The following is a 17,301-nucleotide window of genomic DNA, read 5'->3' as shown; positions in this document are numbered from 1 at the left end:
GCGTGCGGCCAGGTCACCGTCCCGGCTCCACGCGGGCCACCCGCCCCTGCTCGCCGGCCGCCCAGCAGCCCAGGCCCGCGGCGCAGTCGACGGTGATCCAGGAGCCGGACTCGAAGGGGCGCCACCCGTACGCGGCACCGCGTCCCGCGCCCGACCGTGCGGCACCGTCGGTCGGCTCACCCGGGCCGATGCGTCCTGCCGTGCGACGACCGGCCGCCGCAACCTGAGCCCCCGACCGCCCCGCCGTCACCGGGTCCGACGCCTTCGAGTGCCAAAATGCGCGGTATGGATCAGTTTTCAGGGGCTGGGAAGCCCGCGTCGCGGGGGGACCACACCGCGCACGGTTCCGCGCGTGCGGGGCAGTTCGACACCGAGTTCGACCTGGGGCCGGCGTCCGGGGAATCCGGACGGTCCGGGCCGGCCCCCGCCGCGACCGGCTTCGGTGCGGCGGCCCGGCGGACCGGGCAGGCGCCCCAGCAGGCGGACGCCCAGTCGTCGGGGGCGGCTCAGGTCTGGGCTGCGCTCGACGGGGACCCCGCGCTGTTGGGCCGCGTCTCACGCGAGCGCCGCCCCGGCCTGCTCCCGTCCGAGCTGCCCGTCATGGAACTGGCCTCCGCAGCGGTGGCGGCCTGCTCGCTGGCCGCCGCCGAGTTCTCCTGCGTCAGGGCCCGCAGCGCACTGCTGCCCCCGGTCCGGGTCGACGACGGCGCCGTGGCCACCGCGTTCCACAGCGACCGGCTGGTCCGCGTCGACGGGCACGCTCCGGCCGCATTCGCTCCGCTGTCGCGGTTCTGGCGCACCGCGGACGGCTGGGTCCGCACCCACGCCAACTACCCGCACCACCGCGCCCGTCTGCTGTCGGCACTGGGCATGCCGGACCACGGCCCGGCCGAGGACGAGGCGGCCGCGGGCCGGGTGGCCGCCGAGCTGGCCGACCGTCGGGCCCGGGACGTCGAGGAGACGGTGTACCGGGAGGGCGGCCTGGCCGTCGCCGTCCGTACCGTCGAGCAGTGGGCGGCCCACCCCCAGCGGCAGGCCGTCGTGGACACCCCGCTGGCCGCCCTGAAGCGGCTGGACGCGGCCGGCACCCTTCCCCTGGAGGGGCCGCCCGGGCCGGGCGGGCTGCGGGGGCTGCGCGTCCTGGACCTCACCCGTGTCCTCGCGGGGCCTGTCGCCACCCGGACGCTCGCGCTGCTGGGCGCCGACGTGCTCCGCATCGACGCGCCGGAGAGGCCCGAGTTCCCCGGTACGCACGCCGACACGGGGCTGGGCAAACGGTCGACGCTGCTGGACCTGTCCAGCCGGGCCGGGCAGGCGACGTTCGAGGAGCTGCTGGGCTCCGCGCACGTGGTGGTCACCGGCTACCGGCCCGGGGCCCTGGACCGGTTCGGCCTCGCCCCCGAGTCGCTGATGGACCGCCGCCCCGGCCTGGTGGTGGGCCAGCTCAGCGCGTGGGGAACGGCGGGCCCGTGGCAGCGCAGGCGGGGCTTCGACAGCCTGGTGCAGGCGGCGACGGGCATCGCCTGCCTGGAGGCGGCGCCCGGCCCGGACGAGCAGAGGGACGGGACCGATGACGCCGACGCGCCCGGCCTGGTGCCCGGAGCGCTGCCGGTGCAGGCGCTCGACCACGGCACCGGCTATCTGCTCGCCGCCGGGCTGCTGCGCGCCCTGACCGAGCAGCGCACGGGCACGGCGGGCTCCCGTCTGGTGCGGCTCTCCCTGGCACGCACCGCCCACTGGCTGATGCGGGAACTTCCCGCCGAGCCGCAAGCGCCGCACCGGGAGGCCGGCTCGGCGGCGGTCGAGGCGGACTCCCGGTCGCCGCTGGACCCCGCGCCGTGGCTGACGGAGGCCGACAGCCCGCTGGGGCACGTGCGCTACGCGCTCTCCCCCGTCGGGTTCGGGCCGGAGGAGGGCGCGGCCGCCCGGGAGGCGGACGGCGCGCCGGACAGCGCACGCAGCCCCCGCGACTGGGCACGCATGCCGGGTGCGGTGGGGGGTGACCCCACCGAGTGGATCTGACCGCCGCCCGCTCCGGCCGCCTCGCGCCGCTGCGGCCCGGTCACACGAGCCACTCGCCGAACAGCACGAGGACGAAGCCGAAAGCGAGCACCGCCGTGGCCACCCGGGTGCGGCCGCGGCGGCTGAGAGCGATGGCGGTACCGGAGAGGATCAGGGCGAACCCGTAGAAGCCGACGGTGAGCACCGAGGGCGCCGTCCGGAGGCGGACGGCCAGCGCGACGGCGACGGCGAGCATGACGACGGCCGAGAGGACTATGCGGACGCGTCGCGCCTGTCGCGGCGTCAGCGTCGGCCGCTCCTGGTCGTCGCCCACGCCGGGTCCCACGACGGCCGGGCCGTCCGCCGCCCCGGGGTCCGCCGGGCGGCCCTGGGCGCCGGGCTCCGCCCGGTCGCCCGCCTCGCCCCGGTGGGCCGGGCCACCGCTCGGTCCGGCCGCACTTCCCTTTCCGGCCCGGGACTGCTCGCCCTCCCCGACACCGTGCGCCGCCTCCCCGGCAGGCACGGGATCACCGCCCACCGCGGCGTGCTCCCCGGCGGGGGCGTGCTCCCCCGCCGGAGCGTGCTCCTTCACCGCGGCGCCCTCCCTCACCGCGGGGACGCGCTCCCCCGCCGCGGCGCGCTCCTCAACAGGGGCGCGCTCCCCCTCCAAGTCGTTCCCCGCCACGGGTATCCGTTCCCCCACCGAAGCGCTCTCCCCCGGTAGCTGCTCCTCCGACGAGGTGCCCTCCCGCGTTGTCTGCTCCTCCGAGGAGGCACGTTGCTCCGCGGGAGCGCCCGCTTCCGCAGGGGAAGTCTGCCGCGCGGGAGTGCCCGCCTGGGCAGGGACGCGCTCGCCTGCGGGCACCCCCACCTGCTCTGGGACGCCCGCTTGCGCGGAGGCGGGCTCTGGTGCGGGGGCGGGCTCCTCCTCGCGGACGGTGGAGCACGAGGACGAGGGGGACGAGGGGGAGTTGGCTTCCGGCATGCACGGGAGCGTATCTGCCGCGGCCACCGGGCGGGACCCTCGCCCACCGCCGCCGGGAGCCGGGACGGCGGCACCCGGCCCGCGCCGCCCGTGGGCGTCGTCCCGTGGAACCGCGGAAGGCGCCGTCCGGGCCCGCCGCTACTTCGAGCCGCCCGCCCAGGACCGCAGCGCGTCGCGGCTGTCGAAGTCAGCCAGGTTGGTGTCGATCGGGTCGCTGGTGTACTGGTGGAAGCGCCAGCGGTGCTTCACCCCCGGCTCGCCGGGCTTCCCGTTGTAGTGCGCGATCCACAGTCCGTCCCCCGCGAACGAGGTCGTGTCGCGGTGCAGCCAGAAGTCGACGTTGCAGTAGAGCACGACCTTGTGCTTGGGGGCCTTATCCTGGACGTACTTGATCCACTCGTCCTTCTCGCTGTTGCTGACGTCCGGGTCCTCCCAGTCCAGTGCGAGCATGTCGCCCGCGACCAGATCGATCTTGGAGAGGAAGTAGTCGGCCTGCGCCTTCATGCTGCCCGGCCGGACGAAGTGGTAGAAGCCGGTGACCAGTTTCGCGTCGCGTCCGGTCTTGCGCTGGGCCACCCACTTCGGGTTCGTGTAGGACTTGCCCTCGGTGAGCTTGATGAAGACGAACTCCATCCCCCGGGTGCTGTAGTCCTCCGGCTGGTAGGAGGAGACATCGATGCCCTTGATCATAACTGCGCGCCACCCACTCTCTTTTCACTCTCCGAACGAGCCCGATTACTCCTGGATACCCGTCGGGTCTCATACCGTACCGCCGCAGTTGCCGTGAGACATACGGAAGTTGTTGTACAGGGTGCCCGGGCGGGCGGCGCGTCCTCGCATGCAGCGCCCACCGGGCGTACGCCTCCCCCGCACGGTGCCGACGACGCCCTCCCGCCGGACGGCACACGGGCGCCGGACACGGGGACGGCCACCGGCACCGGCACCGGCACAGGCACAGGCACAGGCACAGGCACAGCGGAGGGTTCCGGCGCGTCGGGAGGTGCGCGGGACGTGGCAAAGGCGCAGGATCGGGTACTGCGACGGGGACGCGGGGCAGCCGTGCCGCGGCGCTCCCGGCCGCCCGGCCGCCCTCCCCGGTGACACGGAGGTCATCCGGGGCCGACGACGATTCGCCAGAAGGAGCACCATGGCCACCACACGCACCGCCCACACCGTCTGGAACGGCGCTCTCACAGAGGGGGCGGGGGCCGTCACCTTCGACTCCTCGGGCATCGGCGAGTACCCGGTCTCCTGGGCGGCGCGCGCCGAGGAGCCCGGGGGCCGGACCAGCCCCGAGGAGCTGATCGCGGCCGCCCATTCGAGCTGCTTCTCGATGGCCCTCTCCAACGGCCTGACCGGGGCCGGCACCCCGCCCACCAAGCTGACCACCAAGGCGGCCGTGGACTTCCAGCCGGGCACCGGCATCACGGGTATCCATCTGACCGTCGAGGGCGAGGTTCCGGGCATCGACCAGGCGGCGTTCGCCTCGGCCGCCGCGGACGCAGCCCGCAACTGCCCGGTCAGCCAGGCTCTCGGGGGCACGACCATCACGCACGAGGCCAGGCTGGCCTGACCGCTCCGGTGGAGGACGCCGCTCCCCGAGGCGTCCCCTCCACCGCTTGGCAGGAGGAGGGACCATGCCGGAGCTCCCCGAAGTCGAGGCGCTCACGGGCTTCCTGGACGAGCGGCTGACCGGCCGCACCGTCCACCGTGTGCTGCCGGTCGCGATCAGCGTGCTCAAGACGTACGACCCGCCTGTGGACGCGCTGGAGGGCCACGCCTTCACGGGGGTGCGGCGGTGGGGGAAGTTCCTGGACATGGTGGTCGACGACGGCGCGGGAGCGGACGGTCTCCATCTGGTCGTCCACCTCGCACGGGCGGGCTGGCTGCGGTGGCAGGAGTCGCTGCCCGCCGCGCCGCCCCGCCCGGGGAAGGGGCCGCTCGCGCTCCGGCTGGAACTGGCCGACGCCCTTGGTCAGGCCGGTTCGGGTGAGGGGTTCGACCTCACCGAGGCGGGCACCCAGAAGCGCCTCGCCGTGTACGTGGTGCGGGATCCGCAGGAGGTGCCCGGGATCGCCCGGCTGGGCCCGGATCCCCTCGCCCCCGGTTTCGACCGCGAGGCGCTGGCGGCCCTGCTGGGCGGCCGGCGCCAGCAGCTCAAGGGCCTGCTGCGGGACCAGTCGGTGATCTCCGGCATCGGCAACGCCTACTCGGACGAGATCCTGCACGCGGCCAGGATGTCCCCGTTCAAGCTGGCCGCCGACCTGTCCGAGGAGGAGGTCACCACGTTGCACGAGGCGCTCCACGCCACCCTCGGTGCGGCGGTCGGGCGGGCCCGCGGGCTGTCGGCCGCCGAGCTGAAGGCGGGCAAGCGATTGGGGCTGCGGGTGCACGGCCGGGCGGGAGAGGCGTGCCCGGTGTGCGGGGACACCGTCCGCTCGGTCTCGTTCCGGGACTCGACCCTGGAGTACTGCCCCACCTGCCAGAGCGGAGGCAAGCCCCTCGCCGACCGGCGGCTGTCCCGTCTGCTGAAATGAGACCCTGGCCAGTACCAGCCGGTAACTGCAGTCGGTCTTCGAGGGGATGGCAATGAGTGCGGCGACGGGTGAGCGCAAGGAGCGGGAGTTCGATCTGGTCCTGTACGGGGCGACGGGGTTCGTGGGCGAGCTGACCGCCCGCCACCTGGCCACGCACGCGCCGACGCAGTGCCGGTGGGCGCTGGCGGGACGCAGCCACGCCAAGCTCGCGACCCTGCGGGAGAGGCTGGCCGCCGACCATCCCGGCGTGGCGGAGGTGCCGCTGGTAACAGCCGACGCCTCCGACGGCGCGGCCCTCGCCGACCTGGCCGCCCGCACCCGGGTGGTGGCCAGCACGGTCGGCCCCTACATCCGCTACGGCTCCCGCCTGGTGGCCGCCTGCGCCGAGGCCGGCACCGACTACGCCGACCTTTCCGGCGAGCCGGAGTTCGTGGACCTGATGTACCTGCGCCACCACTCCCGCGCCAAGGAGACCGGGGCGCGCCTGGTGCACGGCTGCGGCTTCGACTGCGTCCCGGCCGACCTGGGGACCCGCTTCACGGTGGACCACCTGCCCGAGGGCGTGCCGCTCACCGTGCGAGCGTTCGTGCGGTCCAACGCCCTCGTCTCCGGCGGCACGTTCGAGAGCACCCTGCTGGCGTTCGCCCGCGCGGACCGCATGACCAAGGTGGCCAAGGCGCGCCGCGCCGCCGACCCGCGCCCGGCGGACCGCACGGTCCGCACCCCCATGGGCCGGGTGCGGCACGACGCGGAGCTGGGCGTGTGGGCGGTACCGCTGCCCACACTCGACCCGCAGGTCGTGGGGCGTTCCGCCGCGGCGCTGGAGCGGTACGGGCCCGCCTTCAGCTACAGCCACTCCGCGGCCGTCAAGCGGCTGCCGACGGTGGCGGGCGGCATCGCGGGGATCGGCGGTCTCTTCGCCGCCGCGCAGCTTCCGGCGCTGCGCCGGTTCCTCTCCTCCCGGCTCGCTTCCGGGCAGGGCCCGGACGAGACGCGGCGGGCGCGGAGCTGGTTCACGGTGCGGTTCGTGGGCCGGGGCGGCGGGCGCCGGGTCGTCACGGAGGTCGCGGGCGGTGACCCCGGCTACGACGAGACGGCCAAGATGCTCGGCGAGGCAGCCCTGTCCCTGGCCCATGACGAGCTGCCGCCCACCGCGGGTCAGGTCACGACGTCGGTGGCGATGGGCGAGGCGCTGACGGAGCGGCTGATCCGCGCGGGCCTGGAGTTCCGCGTCCTTCAGGACTCGCCCGAGTAGGCGCGCCCGTGCCCGGGGACCCGGCCCGCGGCACGGCGGGTGCCCGCAGGCCGGTTCAGTCCCGGGGCTTACGCAGTACGGCCACCACGTTCTGGCCGCCGAAGCCGAAGGCGTCGACCACGGCGGTGTTCACGTCCGCCGTGCGGGCGGTGTGCGGGACGTGGCCCAGGTCGCACTCGGGGTCGGGGGTGTCCAGGTTGATCGTCGGCGGCACCGCGCCGTCCCGCATGGCGAGCGCCGCGACCATCGCCGGGAGGGCGCCCGCCGCGCCGATCATGTGGCCGACCATCGACTTGGGCGAGCTGACCAGCAGCCGGTCGGCCGCCGCACCGAAGACCGCGCGCACCGCCTGGACCTCCAGCCGGTCGTTGGTCCGGGTGGCCGTGCCGTGCGCGCAGAGGTAGTCGACGTCCTCGGGCGCGGTGTGCGCCGCGGCCAGTGCCCGCCGCATCGCCGTCTCGGTATGCCCGCCCCGAGGGGTGCGGGGCGCTCACGTGGAAGGCGTCCGAGGTGAGCGCGCCCCCGCTGATCTCCGTGTACGGGCGCGCCCCGCGGGCCGCCGCGTGGGCGGCGGACTCGACGACGAAGACGACGGCGCCCTCGCCGAAGACGAAGCCGTCGCGCTCCGCGTCGAACGGGCGGCCGGCCCGCTCGGGTGCGTCGTTGCGGGTGGAGAGCGCGCCCATGGTGCTCAGCCCGGTGAACATCACGGGGGTGATGGCCGAGTCCGTGCCGCCGGCCACCACGACGTCGGCCTCCCCCGCCAGGACGGTGCGGCGCGCCTCCAGCAGGGCGTGGATGCCGCTGGCGCAGGCGAGGGCGGAGGCGTTGACCGGCCCGTGCGTGGCCAGGTCGATGGCGACCTCGCAGGCGGGCATGTTCGGGATGACGGAGGAGACGAAGTAGGGGCTGACCTTGCGCGGATCCTGGTGCCGCTGGTCGGTGGCCGCCTCGATGCCGGGGAAGCCGGCCACCGCGTTGTTGATCTGCACGCCGAGGCGGGCCTCGGGGTCGCCGTCCGTCGTCAGCCCGGCGCCGCGGACGGCCTCCCGCGCCGCGACCACCGCGTACTGCGAGAACCGCTCCGAGCGGCGCAGGCGCTTGCGGTCGAAGTGGTCCTCGGGGACGAAGTTCTTGACCTCCGCGGCGATGCGGGTGGGGAGGTCACGCGCGTCCAAGCGGGAGATCTCGGCCACGCCGGACCTGCCGGCCAGCAGCGCCTGCCAGCTGGTCTCCTTGTCGCTGCCGACGGGGGTGAGGGCGCCGATGCCGGTGACGACGACGGCTGTATCGGGGCTGTCGGGACTGTCGGGACTATGGGGCACGGTGCTGCTTTCGGTCGGTGGCTTTCGTGGGATCGGCAGGCGGGGAGCGGCGGGGGCCGCCACAGGTCAGGTACCCAGCCGGTGGGCGGCCCGCAATGCCTCGGCGGTGGCACGGACCGCGTTGATCCCGTCGGCGTCGCGGGCACCGCCGACGGTCTCGTGCGGGATGCCCGCGGCCCGTAGCGCGGGCAGCAGCGCTCGCTCTCCTGCCCGGTGGCGAAGACGACGGAGTCGGCGGGGATCAGGTGTATGCAGCACCTGAGTAAGCCGCCCCCGCCGTGGTGGACTGACGCGGCGTCAGGCCACGGTGCCGTCGAGGTAGGTCCACCCGCCGTCCGCCCGCACGAAACGGCTGCACTCCTCCTGCGTACCGCGCTCACCGTCGGCTCCGACCCAGTGGGCGCGGAAGGTGACGGTGCCCTCGCGGTGGAAGGCGCTCCCTCCCGAGGAGGCGAGGATGTCCAGCCCCGTCCACCGGGGGCCGCCGGCCAGGTCGAGCCGCTCGGGCCGGGTGTCGGGGTGCCAGGTGCGCAGCAGGTACTCGGCGTCGCCCACGGCAAAGGCGGCGTACCGGGAGCGCATCAGCTCCTGCGGGGTATCGGGCGCCGCCGCCCCGCTGTGGAACCGCCCGCAGCAACGGCCGTAGGGCGCGAGTCCGCAGGGGCACGGGTCCGCGGGGCCAGGGGCGGCGGAACGGGCGGTGGCGGGACGAGCGGTGGCGGAACGGCGGCCCTTCGGGGCGCCCTTGCGGCGGGACATGAGCTCATCATGCCGGACCCCTGGACAGCGAGCCCGTCCGGAACCAACCTTGCAAAACGATCAGTTCGAACCGGGGTGCGAGCCGCCGCCCCCGTGACGAGCGCTGTCCGAGGGTGAGGGGTGTCCATGTACCGGCCCGACCTGTCCCCCGTGGCCGACAGCCTCGCGCTGTCCGCACTGGTGGCCGCACTACCGTTGCTGACCTTGTTCGTGCTGCTGGGCGGGCTGCGACTGAAGGCCCACTGGGCGGGGCTCGCCGCGCTGGGGGTCTCCGTCGTGGTGGCGGTGGCGGCGTACGGCATGCCGGTGCACCTGGCGCTGCTGTCCGGAACCGAGGGGGCCGCCTTCGGGCTGTTCCCGATCATGTGGATCGTGCTGGCGGCGCTGTGGGTGTACCAGCTCACCGTGGTCAGCGGGCGCTTCGACGACCTGCGCCGGGCGTTCAACCTGGTCAGCGACGACCCGCGGGTACAGGCGCTGATCATCGCCTTCTGCTTCGGCGCGCTGCTGGAGGCGCTGGCCGGATTCGGCGCCCCGGTGGCGATCACCGGAGTGATGCTGATGACGCTGGGTTTCTCCCCGGTACGGGCCGCGGTCACGGTGCTGGTCGCCAACACCGCACCGGTGGCCTTCGGAGCGATCGCCACGCCCGTCATCACGGCGGGCAGCCTCACGGGGATCGACTACGCGGACATCGGCGCGTACGCGGGGCGGCAGACCCCGCTGCTGGCGCTGTTCGTCCCGCTGCTGCTGGTGGCGCTCGTGGACGGGGTACGCGGCATGCGGCAGACGTGGCCGGCCGCGCTGGTGTGCGGCGGCACCTTCGCCGTGGCCCAGTTCGTGAGTGCGAACTTCGTCTCGGTCGAGCTCACCGACATCATCGCCTCCCTGGTCGCGCTGGCCGCCGTCGTCGCCTTCCTGCGGGTGTGGCAGCCGAGTGGCGGTGAGCGCGTACGGGAGGACCTGCGGCGCGCGGCCGCCCGCGAGCGCCTGGAGGCGTCGGCCGACGGTACCCGCTCGGCGGGGATCGCACCCGGCCCGGAGGCCGAGGCCGGCGGCGCGACCGCTGCGGCGGTGTCCGGCCCGGCGGAAGAACCCCCTCCGCCCCCGTCCGGAACGGCCACGGCCCCCCAGAGGGGCGCGGATTTCGAGACGGACGCGGAACCCGGGACGAGCGCGCGCCCCGAAGCAGGCGCAGGGCCCGGAGCGGCCACACCACCCGGGACGGGCGCGCACCCCGAAGCAGACGCGGCATCCGGAACAGACGCCCACCCCGAAGCAGGCACGGGACCCCGTACGGACACGCGCCCCGAGGCAGGCGCAGGGCCCGGAAAGGGCACGGCATCCGGGGCGAGCGCGGACCCCGAGGCAGGTGCGGGCTCCGGAACGGACGCGGGGCCCACAACGGACGGGGGCCCCGGGACGGACGCGGCGGGAACAGGGCCGGGCCCGGAGACGGCCGGTGCCGCGGGCGCAGGCGCGGCGGCGGATCGCGGGGGGCGGCTGGCCGGGGGGCGGGTGCTGATGGCCTTCCTGCCCTATCTGGTGGTCATCGCGGTCTTCTCCGTCGCCAAGCTCTGGGACCCGGTCACGGACTTCCTGGCGGACACCGATGTCTCCGTGCGGTGGCCGTGGCTCGACGGCAAGGTGCTCACCGCGACCGGCGAGCGCTCCTCCACCACGGTCTACGTGTTCCCGTGGCTCTCCTCCCCCGGCTCGCTGCTCGTGCTGTGCGGCCTGGTGGTGGCCCTCGTCCACCGGGTGCGGATGCGGGACGCGGTGCGCGAGTTCGGGCGCACGGTGCTGACGCTGCGCTGGGCGCTGTTGACGGTCGGCTCGGTGCTGGCACTCGCGTACGTGATGAATCTGTCGGCCCAGACGATCACCATCGGCACCTGGATCGCGGGCACGGGGGCGGCCTTCGCCTTCCTCTCCCCCATCCTCGGGTGGCTGGGCACGGCCGTGACCGGTTCGGACACCTCGGCCAACGCCCTGTTCGCCACGCTGCAGAAGACCGCCGCGGGCCGGGCGGGCCTGGACCCGACGCTGCTGGTCGCCGCCAACACCTCCGGCGGCGTGGTCGGCAAGATGGTCAGCCCGCAGAACCTCACGATCGCGGCGACGGCGGTGGGCCTGCTCGGCAAGGAGGCCGTGCTCTTCCGCAAGGCCGTGGCCTGGAGCCTGTTGCTGCTGCTCGCCATCTGCCTGCTGGTGCTGCTCCAGTCGAACGTGCTGGCCTGGATGCTGCCGTGACGAGGAGGAGCCGGGCGGCGTGACGGGAGGAGCGGAACGGCACGGTGACCACATGCCGCCGGGGCCCGCACCTCGACGGTGCGGGCCCCGGCGGTCCTACTGCGCTACGCGCGCATCAGGCGGGGGTGATGTTCTCCGCCTGGGGGCCCTTCTGGCCCTGCGTGACGTCGAAGTTGACCTTCTGGCCCTCGTGGAGCTCACGGAAACCCGTGGCCGCGATGTTCGAGTAGTGGGCGAAGACGTCGGCGCCGCCGCCGTCCTGCTCGATGAAGCCGAAGCCCTTTTCCGAGTTGAACCACTTCACAGTGCCGGATGCCATTTTTGTCTCCTCCAGAGGTGGCTGGGAGCCGCACACCTCGTGCGCTCCGCGTCGCCGCAATGACCCCCTCCAGAGAAACTCCGGAAAACAAGAACGCGCCCGAGCCACTGAGCTCAGGCGCGCCTACGTTCATGGGTACCAAAACCGCAACGACGCCAGCTTAACACGCTTCCGCGCGGTGCTGTCGTGGCTGCTCAGTGCCCCTCGTGACCGGGCACCGTGCCGTCGGCCTTGGCGACCAGCAGCATCCCCGCCATGCCCATGTCGGAGTGGCTCTGGACGTGGCAGTGGTACATCCAGGCGCCCGCCCCGACCCCCTCACCGGCCAGGACCTGGAAGCCGAAGGAGTCGCCGGGGCCGACGACCTTGTTGTCGATGACCGGGCTGTTGTCGTCGGGGCCTTCCAGCAGGCCCGTGCGGTTGTCGGCCCAGCGGTGCGCGTGCATGTGGAAGGTGTGGTAGTACTCGCCGTGCGTGATCATGATGATCTCGACGCGGTCCCCCACCGTGGCCTCGAAGTCGGGGCCTTTCTCCAGGTTGTTGGTGGTCATGTCGTTGAAGACGACGGTGAACTGCCGGTCGGGGTCGGGGAGGATGTCGCCCTCGCGGCGGACGATCACCGGCCCGTAGAGGCCGGCGCGGATACCGCCGGTACCGTGCTCGGTGCCCACGACATGGTCGTGGTAGTGCCAGTAGCCGGCGCTGCCGGGCCGCCAGGTGCCGTCCTTGCGGCGGCCGGGCGCGTGGGTCCGCCAGGTGTAGGTCCGCTTGCCGCCCGGTTCGACGTGGCTGTTGTTCATCTTGGTGCCGTCGTTGGCGATGTCGTAGTCGACGCCGTGCGGGTGGAGACTGGCGGCGACGTCCATGGTGTTCTCGAACTCGATGTGCAGGGTGTCGCCCTCGACCAGTTCGATGAGCGGGCCGGGGACGGTGGCCTTGCCCTTCTCCAGGCCGTAGCCCATCTGCCCGTCGGCGAGCTTCTCCGCGTACATCGTGATCTTGCGGGTCTGACCGCCCTTGCCCGCCCTGCGCACCTGGCCGGAGGCGGCGGCGGGGGCCGCCTGTGCGGACCCGGCGGTGGTGGCCGTCAGCGCGCTGGAGCCGACAGCCGCGGCGGCACCGCCCGCGAGCAGGCGTCTGCTGAAGGTGCGGCGGGAGGGGACGTGCGGAGTACCGGTCATCGTTCTCGTTCTCCCCGGGCGTGAGGCCAATGGAGCACTGAGTGGAGCGAGTTGACGGATCAGTCTGGGACCGTAGCGCCGCCGCGGGAGTTTATCCACACCGGGGACAAAGTTCGTCGAGTTGTGGTCATAGCTCTTGGCGAACCGCCGAAAGGGGTCTAGCTTCTGCCACGTTTCTCTGACAGAAGAGGGGTGGATCACTCATGCGGCACCAACCGCGTGCAAAACGGGCGAGACCCCGGCGCAGAAGGCTGGCGGCGCTGCTGACCGGGGCGCTGGCGGCCGGACTGCTGGGCAGCCCGGCGCTCGCCGGACCACCGCCGGACACGCCGGCCCAGAAGCTGGCGCTGCCCAGCCCGCCGGGCGGCGAGGACGTGCGCGTGCTGCTCTTCCACGGCGCCACGGGTGAGGAGTCGCCCACCGTCGACGCGGCGATCGAGGCCATCGAGAAGATCGGTCAACAGGGCGCGGAGCAGGAGCACTTCACGGTCACCGCGACCGACGACCCGGCGGTCTTCACCCAGGCCAAGAAGCTGGGCCGCTTCAACGCGGTCGTCTTTTTGACCGGCGACGGCGACGTGCTCGACCCGGAGCAGGAGGCCGGTCTGGAGAGCTTCATGGAGGCGGGCGGCGGCTTCCTCGGCGTCCACGACGCGGCCCGTGCCGAGCCGTACTCCGACTGGTTCACCGGCCTGATCGGTGCCCGTCCCGCCGAGCACGGCCCCGCGAAGGCGCAGCAGGCCGTTGTCGAGGTCGGCGACCGGCAGAACCCGGCGACCAAGGACCTGCCTGTCGAGTGGAAACGGCTGGACAAGTGGCTCAACTGGAAGGAGAACCCCTCCGGCAAGGTCCACACGGTCGCCCGCGTCCGTGCGAACAGCTACGCCCCGGGCCAGGACGCCGGAAGTTGGGACCACCCCGTCTCCTGGTGCCGTGACTACGACGGCGGGCGGTCCTTCTACACCGCCATGGGCGGCACCGCCGCCAGTTTCCAGGAGACCGACTTCCGCAGCCATTTGCGCGGCGCCCTGATGTGGACGACGCGCCTGGCCCGCGCCGACTGCCAGGCGGCGATCTCCGCCAACTACGAGGCGACCCGGGTGACCGAACCCAACCAGCCCGGCGAGCACGACCAGATCGGTGAGCCGCACGGACTGGTCACCGCGGAGGACGGGCGGGTCTTCTACATCGGCCGGGGCGGCGAGGACGCGTCCCAGCCGGTGGTCACCGACTGGAACGACCCGGACGTCGGCAAGGGCACCGCCACGGTCCACATCTGGGATCCGAAGACGAAGAAGACCAGCCTCGCGGGTGAGCTGACCGTCTTCGGCAACAAGGGCGGCGGCGACGAGCTGGTCAAGAACGAGGAGGGTCTGCTCGGCATCGAGCTGGACCCGAAGTTCGAGCAGAACGGCTGGGTCTACCTGCACTACACGCCGCACGACCGGATCAACCGCGACACGCACATGGCCGAGCGCCGCGTCTCCCGCTTCACGCTGGACAAGGAGACCGACAAGCTGGCCCTGGACTCGGAGAAGGTCCTGCTCAAGTGGCCGGTGCAGATCCACAGCTGCTGCCACGCGGGCGGCGGCATGGCCTGGGACTCCAAGAACAACCTCTACATCGCCACCGGTGACAACAACTCCTCCCAGTTCAGCGACGGGTACTCGGGCAACAACCCGGAGCCGGACTTCAAGGGTGTCTCCTTCTCGGACGCGCGCCGCACGGCCGGCAACACCAACAACCTCAACGGCAAGATCCTGCGCATCCACCCCGAGGACGACGGCACCTACACGCTGCCGGAGGGCAACCTGTTCACCGGCGAGGAGCCGGACGAGGGCGGCGGCAAGACGCGGGGCGAGATCTATGTGATGGGGGTGCGCAATCCTGCTCGGATCTCGATCGACAAGAAGACCGACACGCTGTACGCGGGCTGGGTCGGCCCGGACGCGACGGAGCCGAGCGAGACCTGGGGCCCGGCGAAGTACGACACGTTCGCCAAGATCACCGAGGCGGGCAACCAGGGCTGGCCGTACTGCATGGGCAACAAGCAGCCCTACCGGGACCGCAACCTGCCCGATCCGAGCAAGCCGCTGGACTGGTACGACTGCGACCACCTCAAGAACGAGTCACCGAACAACGACGGCCTCGTCGACATTCCGCCTGCGAAGCCGAACAACATCTGGTACTCGCCCCAGGGCGGGGCGCCGGACTATCCGCGGGACGAGAACGGCGTGCCCAGCTACAAGCTCGACGAGCAGCAACTGAAGCTGGACTGGCTCAAGGGCGGCGGGCAGGCCGCGATGGACGGCCCGCTCTACCGCTACGACGCCGGGAGCGACTCGGCCGTCAAGTGGCCCTCGTACTGGGACGGCAAGTGGTTCGTGGGCGACCTGTACGACGGGGACCAGCCGCGCCATGCACTGCTGATGCCCGAGAAGGGCGAGGTCGGGGCGCTGCCGATCCACGCGGAGAGCCTGGATGGCATCGTCCCGGTCGGCGAGGGCGGCATCCGCAACCTCATGGACTGGAAGTTCGGTCCCGACGGGGCGCTCTACGTCCTCGACTACGGGCGCGGCTTCTTCACCTCCGACGACAAGTCGGCGCTGTGGCGGGTCACCTACAAGGGCGGCGAGCCGACCCCGGCGCCCGGGGACATGGCCGAACCGGCGCTGCGGAAGGGGGCGGGCCGATGAGCGGGCCGCTGAGTACGTCCCGTGGCACGGGACGACGGGGCAGACGGGAACGGGCCAGGCTGCTGACCGCCGTGCTGGCGGCGCTGCTGATGGTGCTCGGGCTGACCTCGGCGACGGCGTGGGGCCGCGGCCAGGCGCCGGACGAGCCGGCGGCGGCGGCCCGGGACGACGCGCCCGAGGCCGCCGACCAGGTGCTGACCTGGACGGCGGACGACGACATGACCAAGTACGCCTCCGCCCCGGCGACAGCCGTGGCGGGCCAGGCGACGATCGTCTTCGAGAACAGCGAGGCGACCGGCAACACCTCCGGCATGTCGCACACGCTCACCTTCGCCACGTCCGACCCCGAGTACAACCAGGACGTCGACCTCAACATCCTGGCCTCGCCGGCCGACGCGGAGGGCGGCAAGCACACCCAGGAAGTCACCCTCACCCCGGGCACCTACAAATACCACTGCACCATTCCGGGGCACACACAGATGCAGGGCACCCTCGTGGTGACCGGCGGCGATCCCGGTGAGGACACCACGCCGCCCGAGACCTCGGCCACGGTCGAGGGCGACACGGACGCCGACGGCAACTACCAGGGCACCGCGACGGTCACGGTGACCGCCTCGGACGCCGGCTCGGGCGTGGACACCATCGAGTACGCGCTGGACGGCGGCGAGTTCCAGCCCTACACCGCGCCGCTGACGGTCACGGATGTGGGCGAGCACACCGTCGCCTACCGGGCCAAGGACAAGGCGGGCAACGCGGCGGCGGAGAAGACGGCGAGCTTCACCGTGGTCGAGCCGCCGGACGTGGACACCACCCCGCCGACGACCGAGGGCAAGGCCGAGGGCAAGAAGAACTCGGACGGCAACTTCCTCGGCAAGGCGACGGTGACGCTGACGGCGACCGACGACAAGTCCGGTGTGGACAAGGTCGAGTACGCCCTGGACGGCGGCCCGTACCTGGCCTACAGCGAGCCGCTGGTCGTCGACCGGGTCGGACACCACTCGCTGGCCTACCGGGCGACCGACAAGGCGGGCAACACCGCCGAGCCGGGCACCCTGTCCTTCCGCGTCGTGGCGGGCGGCGGCGTTCCGTCGCCGGACTGTCCCGAGTACGACGAGCGGGAGACGGTGTTCGTCGGCACCATCGACACCGGGGTGCCGAACCGGATGACGCAGCGCCGCTGCACGGTCGGTGAACTGATCGAGGACGAGAAGGAGTGGAGCTCCCAGGCCCTCTTCCTCAAGCACGTGCACGGCGTCACCGACGAACTGGTCGACGACGGCGTCCTGGTGCCGCGCGAGCGGAAGCTGATCAACCAGGCCGCCAAGCGCTCCGGCATCGGCACGCCGGGCCAGAACACCGGGTACCGCGACCTGTTCGACGGCAGCAAGGAGTCGTTCGCCGCCTGGGAGCAGGTGGGCGGCGGGAAGTTCGGGCTGAACGAGGACGGCTCCATGACCAGCGACGCCACCGTCGAGGGCATGGGCATGCTGTGGTACCCGGAGCGCCGGTACGGGGACTTCTCGCTCAAGCTCCAGTTCCGCGACGACGCGCCCGGTGACGGCCGCGCCAACGGCGGCGTGTTCGTCCGCTTCCCCGACGTCCACGACCATCCGGAGGAGTCCCGCCCCGAGTGGGTGGCCATCAAGTACGGCCACGAGATGCAGATCCTCGACCGGCCCGACGGGGACATGTACAAGACCGGGTCCGTCTACGGCTTCGACCGGGTCGGGCTCGCCGGCGCCGGGGTCACGCCCAAAGGCACCTGGAACGACTACGAGATCAGGGTGATCGGCCAGCACTACCAGCTCTACCGCAACGGCACGCTGATCAACGAGTTCGAGAACGCGCGGGGTCAGCTCTTCAACCCGCCGCGCGACGACGACCCGGGCACCGACGGGCGCCGTTACGCCTCGGGGTACGTGGGCCTCCAGGTCCACAGCACGACCGACGTGATCTCCTACCGCAACGTCCGCATCAAGGAGCTGTGACC

General features: G+C 72.7%; 15 protein-coding genes and 1 pseudogene. 7 read left to right on the top strand and 9 right to left on the bottom strand.

Translation table 11 applies throughout. The annotated features are described in order from the left end of the window. Positions 1 to 13: 13 nt before the first annotated feature. Positions 14 to 250 (bottom strand): hypothetical protein, encoded by a 237-nt coding sequence (locus H297_RS44745; protein WP_078514911.1) that lies wholly within the window; start codon positions 248 to 250, stop codon positions 14 to 16. A gap of 26 nt (positions 251 to 276) precedes the next feature. On the opposite strand from H297_RS44745, the gene H297_RS0131505 reads away from it, so the two are divergent. Then, positions 277 to 2,022 carry a CoA transferase gene (locus H297_RS0131505; protein ID WP_027740286.1) on the top strand — a complete coding sequence of 582 codons (1,746 nt, stop codon included), beginning with the start codon at positions 277 to 279 and terminating at the stop codon, positions 2,020 to 2,022. Between the two features lie 40 nt (positions 2,023 to 2,062). Here the strand turns inward: H297_RS0131505 and H297_RS44740 are convergent, their stop codons facing one another. Then, positions 2,063 to 2,986 (bottom strand): collagen-like domain-containing protein, encoded by a 924-nt coding sequence (locus H297_RS44740; RefSeq protein ID WP_486589752.1) that lies wholly within the window; start codon positions 2,984 to 2,986, stop codon positions 2,063 to 2,065. 138 nt (positions 2,987 to 3,124) lie between these two features. After that, entirely contained in the window at positions 3,125 to 3,676 is a 552-nt protein-coding gene (locus H297_RS0131495) for a GH25 family lysozyme (RefSeq protein WP_027740285.1), read from the bottom strand. A gap of 457 nt (positions 3,677 to 4,133) precedes the next feature. On the opposite strand from H297_RS0131495, the gene H297_RS0131490 reads away from it, so the two are divergent. The 3 genes from H297_RS0131490 to H297_RS0131480 all read left to right on the top strand — a co-directional run bounded on the left by H297_RS0131490 (position 4,134) and on the right by H297_RS0131480 (position 6,778). Further along, a complete protein-coding gene (locus H297_RS0131490; RefSeq protein ID WP_027740284.1) occupies positions 4,134 to 4,559 on the top strand; it encodes an OsmC family peroxiredoxin in 426 nt (141 codons plus the stop codon). A 64-nt stretch (positions 4,560 to 4,623) separates the two neighbouring features. Then, positions 4,624 to 5,523: a DNA-formamidopyrimidine glycosylase family protein gene (locus tag H297_RS0131485; RefSeq protein ID WP_027740283.1), complete on the top strand. Its 900-nt coding sequence runs from the start codon at positions 4,624 to 4,626 to the stop codon at positions 5,521 to 5,523. Between the two features lie 52 nt (positions 5,524 to 5,575). Continuing rightward, positions 5,576 to 6,778 (top strand): saccharopine dehydrogenase NADP-binding domain-containing protein, encoded by a 1,203-nt coding sequence (locus tag H297_RS0131480; RefSeq protein ID WP_027740282.1) that lies wholly within the window; start codon positions 5,576 to 5,578, stop codon positions 6,776 to 6,778. Positions 6,779 to 6,833: 55 nt separating this feature from the next. Here H297_RS0131480 and H297_RS44735 read toward each other — a convergent pair whose 3' ends face one another. From H297_RS44735 to H297_RS0131460, 4 genes and pseudogenes are all read right to left on the bottom strand, one after another. Next, a complete protein-coding gene (locus tag H297_RS44735) occupies positions 6,834 to 7,229 on the bottom strand; it encodes a hypothetical protein (protein ID WP_027740281.1) in 396 nt (131 codons plus the stop codon). A gap of 172 nt (positions 7,230 to 7,401) precedes the next feature. Beyond that, a pseudogene (locus tag H297_RS44730) lies at positions 7,402 to 8,103 on the bottom strand (beta-ketoacyl-[acyl-carrier-protein] synthase family protein); the annotation flags it as partial. A gap of 66 nt (positions 8,104 to 8,169) precedes the next feature. Further along, complete coding sequence (locus H297_RS43890) at positions 8,170 to 8,361, bottom strand: hypothetical protein (RefSeq protein ID WP_199787299.1); 192 nt, start codon at positions 8,359 to 8,361, stop codon at positions 8,170 to 8,172. Between the two features lie 39 nt (positions 8,362 to 8,400). Beyond that, positions 8,401 to 8,862: a YchJ family metal-binding protein gene (locus tag H297_RS0131460; protein WP_027740278.1), complete on the bottom strand. Its 462-nt coding sequence runs from the start codon at positions 8,860 to 8,862 to the stop codon at positions 8,401 to 8,403. Between the two features lie 126 nt (positions 8,863 to 8,988). Here H297_RS0131460 and H297_RS44725 point away from each other — a divergent pair, with 126 nt between their 5' ends. Next, positions 8,989 to 11,115, top strand: a complete 2,127-nt coding sequence (locus H297_RS44725) for an L-lactate permease (protein WP_486589751.1) — start codon at positions 8,989 to 8,991, stop codon at positions 11,113 to 11,115. Between the two features lie 115 nt (positions 11,116 to 11,230). Here H297_RS44725 and H297_RS0131450 read toward each other — a convergent pair whose 3' ends face one another. Both H297_RS0131450 and H297_RS0131445 read right to left on the bottom strand, forming a co-directional pair. Beyond that, positions 11,231 to 11,434, bottom strand: a complete 204-nt coding sequence (locus tag H297_RS0131450; RefSeq protein ID WP_027740277.1) for a cold-shock protein — start codon at positions 11,432 to 11,434, stop codon at positions 11,231 to 11,233. A gap of 194 nt (positions 11,435 to 11,628) precedes the next feature. After that, on the bottom strand, positions 11,629 to 12,615 hold the full coding sequence (locus tag H297_RS0131445; RefSeq protein ID WP_027740276.1) for a multicopper oxidase domain-containing protein: 987 nt from the start codon (positions 12,613 to 12,615) through the stop codon (positions 11,629 to 11,631). A gap of 203 nt (positions 12,616 to 12,818) precedes the next feature. Here H297_RS0131445 and H297_RS0131440 point away from each other — a divergent pair, with 203 nt between their 5' ends. Both H297_RS0131440 and H297_RS0131435 read left to right on the top strand, forming a co-directional pair. Beyond that, entirely contained in the window at positions 12,819 to 15,311 is a 2,493-nt protein-coding gene (locus H297_RS0131440) for a ThuA domain-containing protein (protein WP_027740275.1), read from the top strand. Further along, positions 15,308 to 17,299: an OmpL47-type beta-barrel domain-containing protein gene (locus H297_RS0131435; RefSeq protein WP_051352341.1), complete on the top strand. Its 1,992-nt coding sequence runs from the start codon at positions 15,308 to 15,310 to the stop codon at positions 17,297 to 17,299. The genes H297_RS0131440 and H297_RS0131435 overlap by 4 nt, the downstream gene beginning before the upstream one ends. The last annotated feature ends 2 nt before the right edge of the window (positions 17,300 to 17,301 follow it).

Source organism: Streptomyces sp. CNT360 (assembly GCF_000424785.1).
This window is presented reverse-complemented; position numbering and strand designations above follow the sequence as displayed.